17 protein-coding genes are annotated in these 16371 nt (G+C 63.6%); 11 read left to right on the top strand and 6 right to left on the bottom strand.

Annotated features, from left to right (window positions below):
* Positions 1 to 61: 61 nt before the first annotated feature.
* Positions 62 to 1180: an L-dopachrome tautomerase-related protein gene (locus GJ695_RS09065; protein WP_154363989.1), complete on the top strand. Its 1119-nt coding sequence runs from the start codon at positions 62 to 64 to the stop codon at positions 1178 to 1180.
* Positions 1181 to 1313: 133 nt separating this feature from the next.
* Here GJ695_RS09065 and GJ695_RS09060 read toward each other — a convergent pair whose 3' ends face one another.
* Entirely contained in the window at positions 1314 to 3296 is a 1983-nt protein-coding gene (locus GJ695_RS09060) for a monovalent cation:proton antiporter family protein (protein ID WP_154363987.1), read from the bottom strand.
* A 139-nt stretch (positions 3297 to 3435) separates the two neighbouring features.
* Between GJ695_RS09060 and GJ695_RS09055 the strand changes: the two genes are divergently transcribed.
* The 9 genes from GJ695_RS09055 (at position 3436) to GJ695_RS09015 (ending at position 10907) form a co-directional block, all read left to right on the top strand.
* Positions 3436 to 4425, top strand: coding sequence for a KpsF/GutQ family sugar-phosphate isomerase (locus GJ695_RS09055; protein WP_154360317.1), 990 nt, complete (start codon positions 3436 to 3438; stop codon positions 4423 to 4425).
* Positions 4425 to 4955 carry a KdsC family phosphatase gene (locus GJ695_RS09050; RefSeq protein ID WP_154363985.1) on the top strand — a complete coding sequence of 177 codons (531 nt, stop codon included), beginning with the start codon at positions 4425 to 4427 and terminating at the stop codon, positions 4953 to 4955. The genes GJ695_RS09055 and GJ695_RS09050 overlap by 1 nt, the downstream gene beginning before the upstream one ends.
* Positions 4956 to 4967: 12 nt before the next feature.
* Entirely contained in the window at positions 4968 to 5561 is a 594-nt protein-coding gene (lptC, locus tag GJ695_RS09045) for an LPS export ABC transporter periplasmic protein LptC (protein ID WP_154363984.1), read from the top strand.
* Positions 5562 to 5573: 12 nt separating this feature from the next.
* On the top strand, positions 5574 to 6164 hold the full coding sequence (gene lptA, locus GJ695_RS09040; RefSeq protein WP_154363983.1) for a lipopolysaccharide transport periplasmic protein LptA: 591 nt from the start codon (positions 5574 to 5576) through the stop codon (positions 6162 to 6164).
* Between the two features lies 1 nt (position 6165).
* Positions 6166 to 6918, top strand: a complete 753-nt coding sequence (gene lptB / locus GJ695_RS09035; RefSeq protein WP_154360313.1) for an LPS export ABC transporter ATP-binding protein — start codon at positions 6166 to 6168, stop codon at positions 6916 to 6918.
* A gap of 6 nt (positions 6919 to 6924) precedes the next feature.
* Complete coding sequence (locus GJ695_RS09030) at positions 6925 to 8397, top strand: RNA polymerase factor sigma-54 (RefSeq protein ID WP_154363982.1); 1473 nt, start codon at positions 6925 to 6927, stop codon at positions 8395 to 8397.
* Positions 8398 to 8471: 74 nt separating this feature from the next.
* The gene (gene hpf / locus GJ695_RS09025) at positions 8472 to 8831 is read left to right on the top strand and encodes a ribosome hibernation-promoting factor, HPF/YfiA family (RefSeq protein ID WP_154360311.1); all 360 of its coding nucleotides are present in this window, start codon (positions 8472 to 8474) and stop codon (positions 8829 to 8831) included.
* 57 nt (positions 8832 to 8888) lie between these two features.
* The gene (locus GJ695_RS09020; protein ID WP_154363981.1) at positions 8889 to 9806 is read left to right on the top strand and encodes an alginate lyase family protein; all 918 of its coding nucleotides are present in this window, start codon (positions 8889 to 8891) and stop codon (positions 9804 to 9806) included.
* Between the two features lie 9 nt (positions 9807 to 9815).
* The gene (locus GJ695_RS09015; RefSeq protein WP_154363980.1) at positions 9816 to 10907 is read left to right on the top strand and encodes an enoyl-CoA hydratase/isomerase family protein; all 1092 of its coding nucleotides are present in this window, start codon (positions 9816 to 9818) and stop codon (positions 10905 to 10907) included.
* Positions 10908 to 11008: 101 nt separating this feature from the next.
* Here the strand turns inward: GJ695_RS09015 and rapZ are convergent, their stop codons facing one another.
* The 4 genes from rapZ to GJ695_RS08995 all read right to left on the bottom strand — a co-directional run bounded on the left by rapZ (position 11009) and on the right by GJ695_RS08995 (position 14568).
* A complete protein-coding gene (rapZ, locus tag GJ695_RS09010) occupies positions 11009 to 11869 on the bottom strand; it encodes an RNase adapter RapZ (RefSeq protein WP_154363979.1) in 861 nt (286 codons plus the stop codon).
* A 24-nt stretch (positions 11870 to 11893) separates the two neighbouring features.
* Positions 11894 to 12829, bottom strand: coding sequence for an HPr(Ser) kinase/phosphatase (gene hprK / locus GJ695_RS09005; protein WP_154360307.1), 936 nt, complete (start codon positions 12827 to 12829; stop codon positions 11894 to 11896).
* Between the two features lie 55 nt (positions 12830 to 12884).
* Positions 12885 to 13367, bottom strand: a complete 483-nt coding sequence (locus GJ695_RS09000; RefSeq protein WP_154360306.1) for a PTS sugar transporter subunit IIA — start codon at positions 13365 to 13367, stop codon at positions 12885 to 12887.
* Positions 13368 to 13650: 283 nt separating this feature from the next.
* Entirely contained in the window at positions 13651 to 14568 is a 918-nt protein-coding gene (locus tag GJ695_RS08995; RefSeq protein WP_154363977.1) for an AraC family transcriptional regulator, read from the bottom strand.
* Positions 14569 to 14658: 90 nt separating this feature from the next.
* Between GJ695_RS08995 and GJ695_RS08990 the strand changes: the two genes are divergently transcribed.
* Positions 14659 to 15495, top strand: coding sequence for an SDR family oxidoreductase (locus GJ695_RS08990; RefSeq protein ID WP_154363975.1), 837 nt, complete (start codon positions 14659 to 14661; stop codon positions 15493 to 15495).
* Here the strand turns inward: GJ695_RS08990 and queF are convergent, their stop codons facing one another.
* On the bottom strand, positions 15496 to 16329 hold the full coding sequence (gene queF, locus GJ695_RS08985) for an NADPH-dependent 7-cyano-7-deazaguanine reductase QueF (RefSeq protein ID WP_154363973.1): 834 nt from the start codon (positions 16327 to 16329) through the stop codon (positions 15496 to 15498). It lies immediately after the preceding gene.
* Positions 16330 to 16371 lie beyond the last annotated feature (42 nt).

Here is a 16371-nt window from a genome sequence, read left to right as displayed (position 1 = left end):
ATTTATCTGCGTTGATGCTGGAATAACATGGCTGCAACTTCATTCTCTTTGAAAGGCTGCCATGAAAACCCTGCGTATCGCCGCCGCCCTGGCGCTGGCTTTTTCCCTCCATGTCCAAGCCGCCGAGCCGGTGCCGCAGGAACGTCCTGTCGGCCAGGCCGAGCGCGTGTTTGTCTTCACCGGCGCCATGCCGACCGGTGTCAGCGTCTCCGAGACCGGCCGCATCTTCGTGAATTTCCCGCAGTGGGGCGATGACGTGCCGTTCGGCGTCGGCGAGATCCGCGATGGCCGCGTGGTTGCTTATCCGAGCGCCGCCGCCAACCGCGATTTCTCCAGCGTGCAGAGCGTGGTGGCCGACGGCCAGGGCAAGCTGTGGGTGCTGGATACGGCCGCGCCGGGCTTTGCCGCGCCGAAGGCGGGCGGCCCGAAATTGGTTGCCGTCGATCTGAAGACCGACAAGGTGGCGCAGACGGTGGTGTTTCCCTCCAACGTGATCCTGCCGACCACCTATGTCAACGACGTGCGTTTCGATTTCCGTACCGGCACCGCGTATGTGACCGATTCGTCGTTGAGCGGGCCGGGCGCGATCATCGTGCTGGACCTGGCCAGTGGCGCGGCGCTGCGGCGCCTGAGCGGCCATGCGTCGACCTCGGCCGATCCGGCCTTCGCGCCGATCGTGGAGGGGGAAAACATGAAGGTGCGCAATGCCGATGGCAGCACGCAAGCATTCACCGTGGCGTCCGACGGCATCGCCTTGTCGGCCGATGGCGCCACCTTGTATTACAGTCCGCTGTCCAGCCGCCACCTGTATTCCGTGCCGACGCGCCTGCTGCGCGATCCGGCCGTCAGCGAGCAGCAACTGGCGGCGGCGGTGAAAGACCTGGGCGAGAAGGGCGCATCGGATGGTCTGGAGGCGGACGCCGATGGCGCGGTGTACGCCAGCGACTACGAGCACAACAGCATCCGCAAGCGCGCGCCGGACGGCAGCTGGAGCACGCTGGCCAGCGATGGCCGGTTGCTGTGGCCGGATACGCTATCGATCGGTCCGGATGGCTATTTGTACTTCACCGCCAACCAGCTGCACCGCCAGGCCGGCTTCCATGGCGGCAAAGACTTGCGTGAAAAAGCCTATGGCTTATTCCGCGTGAAAATTAACGCGAAGCCGGCGCCGACGCGATAGCATGACGGGGTAAGTCGCGTGAAAAAGACGCGACGCCAGCGCCGACCCGATAGCATGCTGTCACCCCCAAGCGGCGCGCCGCCGTCGGGGTCTGACCCCGCAGGGGTCAGACCCCTTTCTGGCCCTGCGGGGTTCAGCGTAAAAGGCGTTGCTCCGCGCGGTTGACTGCGTCGGCTTCGCCGCGCAGCACCACCACATCGCCGGCTTGCAGCACAGTTTCCGGCGCCACTTCCAACCCACCCTTGCCGCGCCGGATGCTGGCCACTTCCGCTCCGCACCCCGCCACATCCACCGACCCCAGCGTCCGCCCGACACTGCTGGCGCTGCCCGTCAGCGTCACCGTATGCAACCTCTCCGGATCGGTCTCCTCGTCCGCATCGGTAATCCCGGGGAAATACCCGCGCAGCGACGCATACCGCTCCTCACGCGCCGCCTGCACCCGGTGCACCACGCGCCGCAGCGGCACGCCCAGCATCACCAGCGCATGCGAGGCCAGCATCAGGCTGCCCTCCATAATCTCCGGCACCACCTCGGCCGCACCGGCTGCCTTCAGCTGATCCAGATCCGTATCATCATGCGAGCGCACGATCACCGGCAGCGCCGGCGTCAGCTCGTTCACCTGGCGCAGCACGCGCAGCGCCGAGGCCGTGTCGGCATACGAAATCACCACCGCGCTGGCCCGGTAAATACCCGCCGCCACCAGACTCTCGCGCCGCCCGGCATCGCCATACGACACATGCGCGCCGGCCGTCTGCGCCTCCTGCACCCGTTCCGGATCAAGATCCAGCGCGTGATAATCGATCTTCTCCTCGGCCAGCAAGGTCGCCAGGCGCTGGCCGCTGCGGCCGAAGCCGCATACGATCACGTGCTTGTTGGTGGACATCGCCCGGCTGGCGATCTTGGTCAGCTGCAGCGACTGCATCATCCACTCGTTGCTGGAGAACTTCATGACGATCTTGTCCGACTGCGCGATGATGAACGGCGCCACCAGCATCGACAGCACCATCGACGCCAGCACCACCTGCACCACATACGATTCCATCAGGTTATGCCCGGCCGCCAGGTTGAGCAGCACGAAGCCGAACTCGCCCGCCTGCGCCAGCGCCAGGCCGACCCGCATCGACACGCCGTCCGACGAGCCGAACAGCTTGGCCAGGCCGGCGATCAGCGCGAATTTCATCAGCACCGGCACGCACAGCAGCAACAGCACCAGCCACCAGTTTTCCAGCACCAGGCGCAGGTTGAGCAGCATGCCGATGGTGATGAAGAACAGTCCCAGCAGCACATCGCGGAACGGTTTGATGTCTTCTTCCACCTGGTGCTTGTATTCGGTTTCGGAAATCAGCATGCCGGCCACGAAGGCGCCCAGCGCGAGCGACAGGCCGGCGCGCTCGGTGATCCAGGCCGCGCTCAGCGTCACCAGCAGCAGGTTCAGCATGAACAGTTCCTGCGAGCGGCGCTTGACCACGATGGTGAACCAGCCGCGCGTGACCTTGTGGCCGACCACGAACAGCAGGGCCAGCACCACCACCGCCTTCAGCGCGGCCCAGCCCAGCGTTTCCATCAGCGCGTCCGGGCGCTCGCCCAGCGACGGGATCAGGATCAGCAGCGGCACCACCGCCAGGTCCTGGAACAGCAGGATGCCGATGATCTTGCGGCCATGTTCGCTTTCCAGCTCCAGCCGCTCGGTCAGCATTTTCGAGACGATGGCGGTGGAGGACATGGCCAGCGCGCCGCCCAGCGCAAACGCGGCCTGCCAGCTCAGATGCAGCATGGTCGGCAGCTGGGTGGCGATGGCCCAGCCCAGGATCATGGTGGCGACGATGGTGAGCACCACCTGCGCCATGCCCAGCCCGAACACGATGCCGCGCATGGCTTTCAATTTGGGCAAGGAAAATTCGAGGCCGATGGAGAACATCAGGAACACCACGCCGAACTCGGCCAGGCCGTGGGTGGTTTCGCTCTGCTCGGCCAGGCCCAGCGCGTGGGGACCGATCAGGATGCCGACCGTCAGGTAGCCGAGCATCGGCGGCAGGTGCATCATGCGGAAAGCCACCACGCCAAGCACGGCGCTTCCCAACAGCAACAGTGTTAATTCCAGAGGTGAAAACGTCATTTCAACATCGCCGGTAAAGGTAAAGTTTTGTTGTTTGTGGGCCTATCCAGGCATCCAAGGGCGTTATGTTGCGACTGGCAAGTTTTTTGCTTTCTCAATTCGGCTATACTTGGGCATGAGTGTAACCCATGAAAAAACAATGCTGAAAGCTTTTGATGCAAAAACGGCACTGCGTCTTGCCCGAGACACGCTGCAAAACGAAGCGGATGCCATCAATGCCCTGAACGCGCGTCTGGAAGACGACGACAGCGTGGTGCAGGCCATCTCGCTGCTGCTGAACTGCACCGGCCGCGTGGTCGTGTCGGGCATCGGCAAGTCCGGCCACATCGGCCGCAAGATCGCCGCCACCCTGGCCTCGACCGGCACGCCGGCGCTGTTCGTGCACCCGGCCGAAGCCGCGCACGGCGACCTCGGCATGGTGACCCGCGACGACGCCTTCATCGCCATTTCGTATTCCGGCGAAAGCTCGGAGCTGATGACCATCCTGCCGGTCGTGAAACGCATGGGCAGCAAGGTCATCGCCATGACCGGCAAGCCCGGCTCCAGCCTGGCCACCATCGCCGACGTCCACCTGAACGTGGCCGTGGCCAAGGAAGCCTGCCCGATGAACCTGGCGCCGACCACCTCGACCACCGTCACGCTGGCGCTGGGCGACGCGCTGGCCGTGGCGCTGCTGGACCTGCGCGGCTTCAAGGAAGAAGATTTCGCCCGCTCGCATCCGGGCGGCGCCCTGGGCCGCCGCCTGCTGACCCACGTCAAGGACGTGATGCGCAGCGGCGACGCCGTGCCGAAGGTGCGTGCCGACGTCAAGCTGACCGAGGCGCTGCTGGAAATCACGCAGAAGGGCATGGGCATGACCGCCATCGTCGACGCCGACGACAAGCCGCTGGGCGTGTTCACCGACGGCGATCTGCGCCGCATGATCGAAAAAGTGCAGGACTTCACCCAGGTCGTCATCGGCGACGTGATGCACGCCAATCCGCGCAGCATCTCGCCGGAAAAAATGGCGGTGGACGCCGTGGCCGTGATGGAGCAGTACCGCATCAACCAGATGCTGGTGACCGACGCCGACGGCAAGCTGGTCGGCGCGCTGCACATCCATGACCTGACCCGCGCCAAGGTGATCTGATGACCGCCATGACCTATCTGGAGCGCGCCGCGCGCGTCAAGCTGATGATCTTCGACGTCGACGGCGTGCTGACCGACGGCAGTCTGCATTACGGCGCCGACGGCGAAGCGCTGAAGACCTTCAACGTGCACGACGGCCTGGGTATCAAGCTGATCCAGGAAGCCGGCATCGACACCGCCATCATCAGCGCGCGCAAGTCGCCGCAGGTGATCAAGCGCGCGGCCGACCTCGGCATCAACCACCTGCACCAGGGTGGCCACGACAAGCTGACGCCGTTCAACGCGCTGCTGGAAAAAACCGGCCTCACCGCCGAGCAGGTCGGCTTCATCGGCGACGATGTGGTGGACCTGCCGATCCTGTCGCGCGTCGGCTTTGCCGTCGCCGTGCCGAACGGCCGCCAGGAAGTGCTGGAGCGCGCGCACCACACCACCGTCGCGTTCGGCGGCCGTGGCGCGGTGCGCGAAGTGTGCGAACTGTTGATGCACGCGCAAGGCAGCTACGAGCGCGTGATGGCACAATTCCTGGTTTAACAAGGACGAGTCATGCGTAAAAGAACAGCACATCGCTGGCAGCTGACGTTGATCATGATGGTCGGCGTGTTCGTGGCCCTGGGCAGCTTCTGGCTGGTGCAGGTGGTCGACCAGGCCGGGCAGAAGGCGCAGGCCGACCGCTTCCGCGACGAGCCGGACTACATCATTGAGCGCTTCAGTACGGTACGCATGAACATGAAGGGCCAGCCGGCCTACATCATTTCCGGCGACAAGCTGACCCATCATCCCACCGATGATTCGTCGCTGATCGACAAGCCTTACGTGCACAGCCTGACCAGCGAACAGCCGCCGATGAATATCCACGCGCTGACCGCATATATCGATCAGGGCAATACGCGCGTCAAGCTGAGTGGTAATGTGGACGTGGTGCGACCCGCCACCAAGCAAGCGCAGGAGCTGCGCCTGAAGACCAGTACGCTGACCGTGTACCCGGACGAGGAGCGCATGCAGACCGACGCCGCAGTGGAGATGCTGTCCGGGCGCTCGACCGCCACCGGCACCGGCATGACGGCGAACAACGCCACCCGCCAGATCACGCTGGGCGGACGCGGAACTATTACGATGCCGCCGCGCGCGGCACATTGAGGAACGAGAGAGATGAACCGAATCAAGACCAACAAACTGATGCTGGCCGCCACGCTGCTGCTGGCCGCTGCCGCCGCCGGCGTCACGCACGCGGAAAAAGCCGACTCCAGCAAGCCGACCCAGATCACCTTCGACCAGCTGGACGCCGATGACGTCAAGCAGATCAAGACCTTCACCGGCAACGTGGTGCTGACCCGCGGCACCCTGCTGATGAAGTCGCCCAAGGCGGTGGTGACCGAAGATCCGGAAGGCTACCAGTACGTGGTGCTGAACAGCGCGCCCGGCGTGCAGGCCACCTTCCGCCAGAAGCTCGACGGCGCCGGCGACCAGTGGGTCGAAGGCAAGGCCGACCGCATCGAATACGATGGCAAGACCGAGCTGGTCAAGCTGTTCGCCAAGGCCGAGATCAAGAAGCTGGAAGGCCCGAAAGTCGCCAGCCAGGTCGATGGCGAATTCATTTCCTACGACAGCCGCAAGGAGTTCTTCGCCGTGAAGAACACGCCGGGCGGCGAGGGCAAGGTCGGCGGCGGCCAGAGCACGATGGTGATCCAGCCGTCGAACAAGCAGCCGGCGCCTGCCACCCAGCCTGTACCGGGGAAATAAGATGGAACCATCCTGCGGTAGCACCCTGATCGTCAAGGGCCTGCAAAAGACCTACGGCAAGCGCCAGGTGGTGCATGACGTGTCGTTGCAGGTGGAGTGCGGCGAAGTGGTCGGCCTGCTGGGGCCGAACGGCGCCGGCAAGACCACCTCGTTCTACATGATCGTCGGCCTGGTGCCGTCGGACGCCGGCAGCATCGATATCAGCGGCACCGATATCTCGTCGCTGCCCATCCATCGCCGCGCGGCGATGGGCTTGTCGTACCTGCCACAGGAAGCGTCGGTGTTCCGCAAGCTGACTGTGGAAGAAAATATTCGCGCCGTCCTCGAAATTCAGAAGGTGAACGGCAAGTCTTTATCCAAGGCTGAAATTGATGAACGGCTGAATACCCTGCTGGCCGATTTGCAAATCGAGAAGTTGCGCGAGAACCAGGCGCTGTCGCTCTCCGGTGGCGAACGCCGCCGCGTGGAGATCGCGCGCGCCCTGGCGACCAATCCGCGCTTCGTGCTGCTCGATGAACCATTCGCCGGGGTCGACCCGATTGCCGTGATTGAGATCCAGCGCATCGTGCGCTTCCTCAAGGAACGCAATATCGGCGTCCTCATTACCGATCACAATGTGCGCGAGACGCTGGGCATCTGCGACCGCGCATATATCATCAACCAGGGCTCGGTGCTGGCATCAGGCCGTCCGGACGACATCATCGCCAACGAATCGGTGCGTCGTGTCTACCTGGGTGAACACTTCCGCATGTAACCCCTAATGAAACAGTCTCTGCAACTGCGCACGTCGCAGCACCTGGCGTTGACGCCTCAACTGCAACAGTCGATCCGGCTGCTGCAATTGTCGACGCTGGAGCTGCACCAGGAACTCGAACAGCTGCTGACCGATAACCCGCTGCTGGAACGTCTCGACGATCCGCTCGACCATTCGCTGCGGCTGCTGTCCGACGGCGCCATCAGCCAACAGGCGCCGGTCGGCGACGCGCCGCCCGAAGGGCCGCCAGGCGACGCGCCGGCGCCGGAAGGCGACGCCTACGAAGGCCCGGCCGCCGACACCGAAAGCACCACCGCCGAAGCCGACGTCGACTGGAGCGACGCCGGCCGCAGCAAGGCGCCCGACGATGAAGACGCGCGTCCGCAACTGGAGGCGCACCACTGTACGCTGCGCGAACATCTGATGGAACAGATGCGCGTGACGGTGCTGGAAATGCGCGACCGCGCGCTGGTCGAACTGATCATCGACGCGCTCGACGAGAACGGCTATCTGGAAGAATCGCTGGAGGACATCCACGCGCGCCTGCCGGAAGAACTGGACGTCGAGATCGAGGAATTGCAGACGGCCTTGAGCATGCTGCAAAGCTTCGATCCGATGGGTGTCGGCGCGCGCAACGCGGCCGAGTGCCTGGCCTTGCAGATCAAGCGTTTGCCTTGCGTGCCGATGGTGACGCGGCGCATGGCGCTGGCCATCGTCGAGAATCACCTGACGTGGTTTGCGCAGCGCGATTTCAACAAGCTGAAGAAAGCGCTGCTGTGCGACGACGAAGATCTGCGTGAAGCGCAGGCCGTGATCCGCCAGTGCAATCCGCATCCGGGCGCGGCCTTCGCATCGGACGTGTCGGACTACGTGGTGCCGGACGTGATCGTGAAAAAATCGCGCAACGGCTGGCAGGTCAGCCTGAACAACGACGTCATGCCGCGCCTGCGCGTCAACGCCATGTACGCCAACCTGCTCAAGCAGGGCAAGGGCGAAGGCGCGATGGGCGCGCAGCTGCAGGAGGCCAAGTGGCTGATCAAGAATATGCGCCAGCGTTTCGACACCATCCTGCGCGTGGCACAGGCGATAGTAGAAAGACAAAAGAACTTTTTCTCGCACGGCGCGGTCGCCATGCGTCCCCTTGTGCTTCGCGAAATTGCTGATACACTGGGTTTACACGAGAGCACCATTTCTCGCGTAACAACTCAAAAATATATGCTGACCCCGCACGGCATGTTTGAGTTGAAATATTTCTTTGGTAGCCATGTCGCCACCGAAGCTGGCGGGGAAGCAAGTTCGACGGCGATACGTGCCTTGATAGTGCAATTGACAGGAGCTGAAGACCCTAAAAATCCTTTATCCGACAGTAAGATTGCGGACATGCTGGGTGAACAGGGCATGGTGATTGCGCGACGCACTGTTGCCAAATATCGCGAAGCCCTCAAGATCCCACCAGTCAGCCTCCGCAAGTCTTTGTAGTGTGTGGTTCCTGCGCGCCCGGCGGCAATGGGCGCAGCACTAACCGTCAAGCGACATCATCTTTAGGAGTGTGTATGAATCTCACCATCAGTGGACATCATCTCGAAGTGACCTCGGCTATTCGTGAGTACGTGCAGAACAAGCTGGAACGCGTCACCCGCCACTTTGATCAAGTGATTGATATTGCTGTCATCCTGACCGTAGATAACCTTAAAGAGAAAGAGAAACGTCAAAAGGCTGAAATCAACCTGCGTATGTCCGGCAAGACCGTGTACGTGGAGAGCCTGTCGCAAGACCTGTATGCCGCCATCGATACGCTGATCGACAAGCTGGATCGGCAGGTCATGAAATACAAAAACAAGGTGCAACAGCACGGGCATGATGCGATCAAGCATATTCCCGACAGCTACGAACCCGCCGCCGCCGCCGTCTGATTAGCGGTTTTGGCATCAACAACTAAGGGCGCCCTGAGCGCCCTTTATTGAGGTCTTATGGTTAAACGTTTAACTCTGATGATTTCGCTGGCGCTGGCCGGCGCTTCCGCCATGGCCGCCTGCGAGGCGCCGCCTCCGGCCCGGATCGACATCGACGCCAACAGCTATTACTCGGATGCCCATCACTCGGTGATCGATCCGGTGCTGCGGGCGCGCAATATCGCCAATACCAAGCCGATCGAGGATTTCCTGGCGCAGGTGGCCAAGGATGCCAACGCCGGCGGCGACGCCGCCTGTGCGCTGTCCTGGCTGACCAGCTGGGGTGAACAGAAGGCCATGCTGGGCAAGCTGTCCAGCGAGCAGGCCTACTACGTGCGCAAGTGGACCCTGGGCGGCCTGGCGCTGAATTACGCGCGTGTGCAGGCGCAGGCGACGCCGGCGCAGCGGACGGTGATCGATGGCTGGTTCAGGACGCTGGCAGACGCCACCATGGCGCATTCGGATGCCAAGAAGGGCGGCCGCAACAACCACTACTACTGGGAAGGTCTGGCGGTGACGTCGGTGGGCGGCGTGACCGGCGACAAGCGCTATCTGGACTGGGGCCGCAAGGTGCTTGAGCATGCGCTGGGGCAGATGGCCGAGGATGGCTCGCTGCCGGCCGAGATGGAGCGCGCCGGCAAGGCCTTGCACTACCAGGTGTTTGCGGCGACGCCGCTGGTGTTCATCGCCTCCATCCTGGACGTGCACGATCCGCGCCTGGATACGCTGGTGGCGTTCACCGTGGCGAGTTCGGCCGATCCTTCCGGCATCGCCAGGCGTACCGGCTTTGAGCAGGAGCCGGTGGGCAGCCGCGAGGTGACGATGGTTTACAACCGTCACGAGGGCAAGGCGCCGCCGCCGCGCGGCAAGGCGCTGTGGCAGCCGCGCATGGGCGGTTCGCTGGACGTGCCCAATCCGCTGGAGCATCTGAAGTAGAATATTCGCATGAGCGAATATATCCACACCAGTATCAGCAACGGCACCGGCTTGATCGTGCTCGATCGGCCGAAGGCCTTGAACTCCCTGTCGCTGGAGATGGTGCGCGCGATCACGCGCGTGCTGCGCGATTGGCGCGACGACGACAGCGTCGCCGCCGTGCTGATCCGCAGCAGCAGCGAGAAGGCGTTCTGCGCCGGCGGCGACATCCGTTTCTTCCACGACGTGGGGCGATCGACGCCGCAGGGCGGCAGCGCGCTGCTGGAGGATTTCTTCACCGAGGAATATTCGCTAAATCATTTAGTCCATTTTTATCCCAAGCCTTACATCGCGCTGATGGACGGCGTGGTGATGGGCGGCGGCATGGGCATAGCGCAGGGCGGCGTGCGCATCGTCACGGATAAGACCAGGATGGCGATGCCGGAGGTGAATATCGGCCTGTTCCCGGATGTGGGCGGCAGTTATTTCCTGTCGCGCGCGCCGGGGGCGTTGGGCTACTACCTGGGCGTGACTGGCGTGACGATCAATGCCGCAGATGCGCTGTATGCCGGGCTGGCGGATCATTATGCGCCGATGGCGGATCGTGCCGCACTGGATGCTGTGCTGTCCGCGACGCCGGGCGCTGAACTTGTGTCCGCACTTGCCGCCTACGCTGCCACGCATAACGCCGGTGACAGCCAGCTGGCTGCCGACCGCGCCGCCATCGATCGGCATTTCAGCGCTGGTTCCGTGCCTGCCATCGTCGCATCGTTGAAAGCTGATGACAGCGCCTTTGCCGCGAAAACGCTGCAACTGCTGTCGACGCGCTCGCCGCTGATGATGTCGGTTACCCACGAACTGATCAAACGCGGCGCCGCGCTCGATGTCGCCGATTGTTTGCGCATGGAGCGCACGCTGGTGCGTCGCAATTTTGAAAACGGCGAGGTCATTGAAGGTGTCCGGGCGCTGGTGGTCGACAAGGATAATGCGCCACAGTGGCAGCCGGCCACGCTGGAAGAAGTTACTACAGAAATGGTGCAGGGGATGTTTCAGCCGGTATGGCCTGATTATGCGCATCCGCTACGCCACCTGTCTACCCCGCAGGGCCACAGAGGGGTCTGACCCCGTACGGGGTCAGACCCCGGCGGCGGCGCACCGCTTGGGGGTGAAAGCATGCGCTGGCAAAATAAGCATGCGTTTTCACTGCGCTCCGCAGCGCCCCCTTATTGCTCGCGGTGGCGGAGAACGACGCGTTCGGTGGCGTGGAAGTAGGCGGCGAGTTTTTCGGCCATGTACACCGAGCGGTGCTGGCCGCCGGTGCAGCCTAGCGCCACCGTCAGGTAGCTGCGGTTATCCGTCTTGAACGATGGCAGCCATTTTTCCACGAAGCCGCGGATGTCGTTCAGCATCTCGCCCGCGCTCGGCTGGGCGTCGAGGAAGTCGATCACCGGCGCGTCGCGGCCCGTCAGCGGACGCAGCGCCAGGTCGTAATAAGGATTCGGCAGCGCGCGCACGTCGAACACGAAATCCGCATCCATCGGCACGCCCAGCTTGAAAGCGAACGATTCAAAGAACAGGGTCAGCGGCGCATGCTCGGTCAGCACCAGGTCCTTGACCCAGGCGCGCAGCTTGTTGGCGCTCAGTTCGGAGGTGTCGATCACATGGCCCAGCTGCTCGATCGTCGACAGCCGCTCGCGCTCTTCCATGATGCATTCGATCAGCGTGCGGCGCGCGCCCGGATTCTGGCCCGGACGCAGTTCGTGCGACAGCGGATGGCTGCGCCGCGTCTCGGAGAAACGCGCCACCAGCGAGTGCGTGTTCGCGGTCAGGAACATCACCTTGACGTCGTGGCCGAGCTCGCGCAGGCGCTGCACGTCGACCGGCAACGAGGCCAGCGATTCGGCGCTGCGGGCGTCAACCGCGACAGCGAGCGCCTGCAACCCTTCGTCCGTCAAGGTCTTGACGAGGCTGGAGAGCAGGGCGGGCGGCAGGTTGTCGACGCAATAATGTCCCGTGTCTTCCAGGACGTTGAGGGCGACGGATTTGCCGGAGCCGGAGATACCGGTGATGAGGACGATGCGCATAGCTTACGATGATACCATCGCGCGTTAGTCGCCGCTCATCGCTTGTCTCTGGCGCTCCATGAACTCCTGCAGCGTATCGATGCCGCGTAGTTGCAGGATGGTGTTGCGCACGGCGGCTTCCAGCAGCACCGCGATGTTGCGGCCGGCCGCCACCGGAATCACCACCTTGCGGATCGGCAGGCCCAGCACGTCCTCGGTCGGGAACTGGAATGGCAAACGCTCCACTTCCTCATCCGACGCGCCACGGCGCACCAGGTGCACGATCAGCTTCAGGCGCATCTTGCGCCGCACCGCCGTCTCGCCGAAGATGGCCTTGATGTCCAGCAGGCCCAGCCCGCGCACTTCCAGCAGATTCTGCAGCAGCGCCGGGCAGCGGCCCTCGATCATGTTCGGCGCGATGCGCGAAAACTCCACCGCATCGTCGGCCACCAGGCCGTGCGAGCGCGAAATCAGCTCCAGGCCCAGCTCGCTCTTGCCGAGGCCGGAATCGCCGGTGATCAGCACGCCCACGCCCAGCACGTCCATGAACACGCCGTGCATGATGATGCGTTGCGCCAGCTTCTTCGACAGGTACACGCGCAGGAAGTCGATCACCTGCGCGGCCGGCAGCGGCGTCGAGAACAAGGGGATATTTTTCTCGTCGCAAATCGCGAGAATGTCGGGCGGCGTTTCCAGGCCCTGGGCGATGATCAGCGCCGGCGGACCGCCAGCGATCAGTTCGCCAATGACGTGCGCGCGCGTCAGCGACTTCAGGCGCTGGTAGTAGTTGATTTCCTGGTGCCCGAAGACCTGGATACGGCCCGGGTGAATGGTGTTCAGGTGGCCCACCTGGTCGGCGGCCGAAGCGACGTCGCCGGAGATCAGGCGTTCGCCGCCGGGGAAGCCGGCGAACCAGCCAAGCTGCAAACTTTCGCGATTGTCGTCGTAAAGCCTTTGTATCGTCAGCGGAGTTTGCAGCATGGGGCGTCTTTATCGAATAGGTTGAACTGTCCTTAGTTTAACCTATTGTCAGACGTCAGCCAGCGGCTTGGAGGCTGGGCAGCCAGTTGATGATGCGCGAATGCACCGATTTCGGATCGTCGTCGGTGCTCAGCGCCACGCGGAAGGCGTCGTCCGAGAACATCTCGGCGATCTCCGACAGGATCTCCAGGTGCTGCTGGGTCACGTGGTCCGGAATCAGCAGGAAGAACAGCAGGTTGACCGGCTTGCCGTCCGGCGACTCGAACGGAATCGGCTCGGCCAGGCGCACGAACGCGGCCAGCGGCGACTTCAGGCTCTTCATGCCCTTGATGCGGCCGTGCGGCACGGCGACGCCGTGGCCCAGTCCGGTCGAACCGAGGCGCTCGCGCGCGAACAGGTTGTCCGAGACGGTGGAACGGGCGATGCCGCAGTTGTTTTCGAAGATCAGACCAGCTTGCTCGAAAGCGCGCTTTTTACTGGACACTTCCAAATCCAGCAGCACGTTCTCCAGAGAGAGTATTTTGCTCAGGTTATTCATAATACGAATGTAATGTTGCACCGCACAAGGGTGGCACGCGAGCAGAATTATAGGCTGGTTTCTGCGCCATGTAACATGAAATCGCTCATGCCGACGTTGCGTTTATGCCCGAACCGGGCGCAGCCACAGGCTGTTAAAAATGCACTAAAGAAAGAATCGCTATTTCTGATTAGAAATCGTGAAAAACGCCGGTTTTTCGCCAGAAGCCGGGGCATTTCGCCGTTTTTTGTCGTTTTCGCGCCGGCAACACCAGCTGGCGTAGCAACAGGCGTTGTAGATCACATCATACGCCTGATTGGGCGTTTCGGTAGTGTTTGGGGGCGACGCCAATCAAACGTTTGAAGGCATTGCTGAACGCGCTTTCGGAACTGTAGCCCAGCCGCTGCGCCAGCACGGCGATGGTGACCGCTTCGCTGCGCAGCGCGCGCTCGGCCAGCCGCATGCGCCATTGCGCCAGGTAGGCCAGCGGCGCCACTCCGGCCACCGCCTTGAAATGCGCGGCGAAGCTGGCGCGCGACATACCGGCCGCGTCGGCCAGCTCGGCCAGTTGCCAGCCGCGGCCCGGCTCCGCATGCAGCATGCTCAACACCGGCGCCAGGCGGCGGTCGCTGGCGGCCCGCAGCCAGCTGGCCGCGCCCGGTCCGGCGTCGGCCACGTGGGCGCGCAGGATCTGAATGAACAACAGGTGTACCAGCTGCGCCGAGGCCGCCGCCGTGCCGGGCAGGGCGGTGGCCTGCTCCTGCACGATCTGTCGCAGCAGCCATTGCATGCCGGCGGCGTGCGGCGTCCCGGCGCGGATGTGCAGCGTGGCCGGCAGGGCGTCGAGCAGCAGCTTGCCGCTGACCGCGTCCAGCGCGACTTTACCGCCAAGCATGAAGAAATCGTCGCCGTCGCCGAGCTGGCTGATGCCGTTCGCCTTGTTGGTCACCACGGTGTACAGGTCGACCGGCGTGGCGCCGGGATCGCTGCACAGCACCAGCTTGCGGTGCGCCGAGCGCAGGAAGATGTCGCCGGCGCCGATGCGCTGCGGCGCTTCGCCTTCGTGGATCAGCCAGCAGCTGCCGCGCAGGATGCCGAAAAAGTTGATGGTGCCGACGGCGGGAAAGGCGATCGCCCATGCGCCGCCCGCAGCCAGGCCGCCGGAAACCACCGAGTGCGCGCTGACGAGGCGCAGGACATCTGACAGGGGATCATCTTGCATGGATTGGATTATTACGCATGAAAGACCGACTTTCAAGCATTCAAAGTCTGGACGGCGCACGCTATCGTGGTGTTTTCACAGGAGCTACCCATGACACAACGTACCTGGCTGATCACCGGCATCAGCAGCGGCTTCGGCCGCCATATGAGCGAGCAACTGCTGGCGCGCGGCGAGCGCGTTGCCGGCACCGTCCGCACCCTGTCCAGCGTGGACGACCTGAAAGCGCGCTACGGCGACCAGCTGTGGCTGGCCCGCCTCGACGTTACCGACACGCCGGCCATCCGCGGCGTGGTCGACGCGGCGGTTGCCGCCCTGGGTCGCATTGACGTGGTGGTCAACAACGCCGGCTATGGCTTGTTCGGCGCGGCCGAAGAAGTGACCGACGAGCAGATCACGCAGCAGATCCAGACCAACCTGATCGGCTCGATCCAGGTGGCGCGCGCGGTGCTGCCGCATCTGCGCGCGCAGGGCGGCGGCCGCATCCTGCAAATCTCCACCGTGGGCGGGCAGGCGGCGTTTCCCGGCGCGTCGCTGTACCACGCCGGCAAGTGGGGCATCGAAGGCTTTGCCGACGCCTTGCAGCAGGAGGTGGCCGGCTTTGGCATCGGCGTCACCATCGTCGAGCCGGGCGGCGCGCGCACCGAGTTCCGCTACGGCAGCTCGCAACTGGCGCCGCGCATCGCCGCCTACGACGGCACGCCGGCCAGCATGGCGCGCCGCATGCTCGAAGAGCGCAAGGCGGTGCCGCCGGGCGATCCGGCCAGGATGGTGGAACTCATGATCGCCAGCGTGGACCAGCAGCCGGCGCCGAAACGGCTGGCGCTGGGCAGCGATGCCTATACCGCCATGCAGCGCGCGCTGTCGGCGCGGCTGGCGGAACTGGAGGCGCAGAAAGACCTGGCCTTCTCGACCGACTTTCCGGCCTGATTACTGGCGGGCGCCGCGCAGGTTCGGCGGTTTCTGCGCGGTGCTGAAGTTGCTGCGCCACGGGTTGATGTCCAGCCCGCCACGGCGGGTGTAGCGCGCGTACACGGCCAGCTGCTGCGGCTGGCACTGGCGCAGGATGTCGACAAAAATGCGCTCCACGCACTGCTCGTGGAATTCGTTGTGCTCGCGGAAGCCAATCAGGTATTTCAGCAGGCTTTCCTGGTCGATCTGCGGACCGCTGTAATGGATCTGCACGCCGGCCCAGTCCGGCTGGCCGGTGACCAGGCAGTTCGATTTCAGCAGGTGCGACACCAGCTTCTCTTCGACCGGCTCTTCATCGAGCGCGGCCTTCAGGATGTCCGGCGACGGGCTGTAGTTGTCGACCTCGATGTCAAGGCGGTCCAGCAGCAGGCCATCCAGTTCGCCCATGGCGATCATGCCGAATTCTTCCGGCTGGGTCAGCGTGATGTGGACGCTGGCGCCGGCCGCGTCGGACAGATCCTGTTGCAGCAGCATCTTCAGCGCGGCCACGCTGTCGAGCTTGGTCTGGTTGAAGGAGTTCAGGTACAGCTTGAACGACTTCGATTCGATGATGTTCGGCGAATCGGACGGGAAAGTCACGCGGGCGATCGCCACCTGCGGCTTGCCGCGCTGGTTCAGCCACGAGATTTCATACGCGTTCCAGATATCGACGCCGAAGAACGGCATCGTCCCCGACAAGCCCAGCTCGTCGCGTTTGCCCTGGCGCGGAATCGGGAACAGCAGTTCCGGCGCGTAATCGGTGCGGTAGGCGGAGGTTTTCCCCAGCGGGGACTGGTCGGCGGAATTGGTCATGGTGCGTGGAGCGAAATGGAGTAAGCGTCATTGTAACGCGGG

The sequence above is a fragment of the Duganella alba genome (assembly GCF_009674495.1).
Lineage (GTDB): Bacteria > Pseudomonadota > Gammaproteobacteria > Burkholderiales > Burkholderiaceae_D > Rugamonas > Rugamonas alba.
The sequence above is the reverse complement of the archived record's forward strand: the minus strand, read 5'-3'. Positions and strand labels throughout refer to the sequence as shown.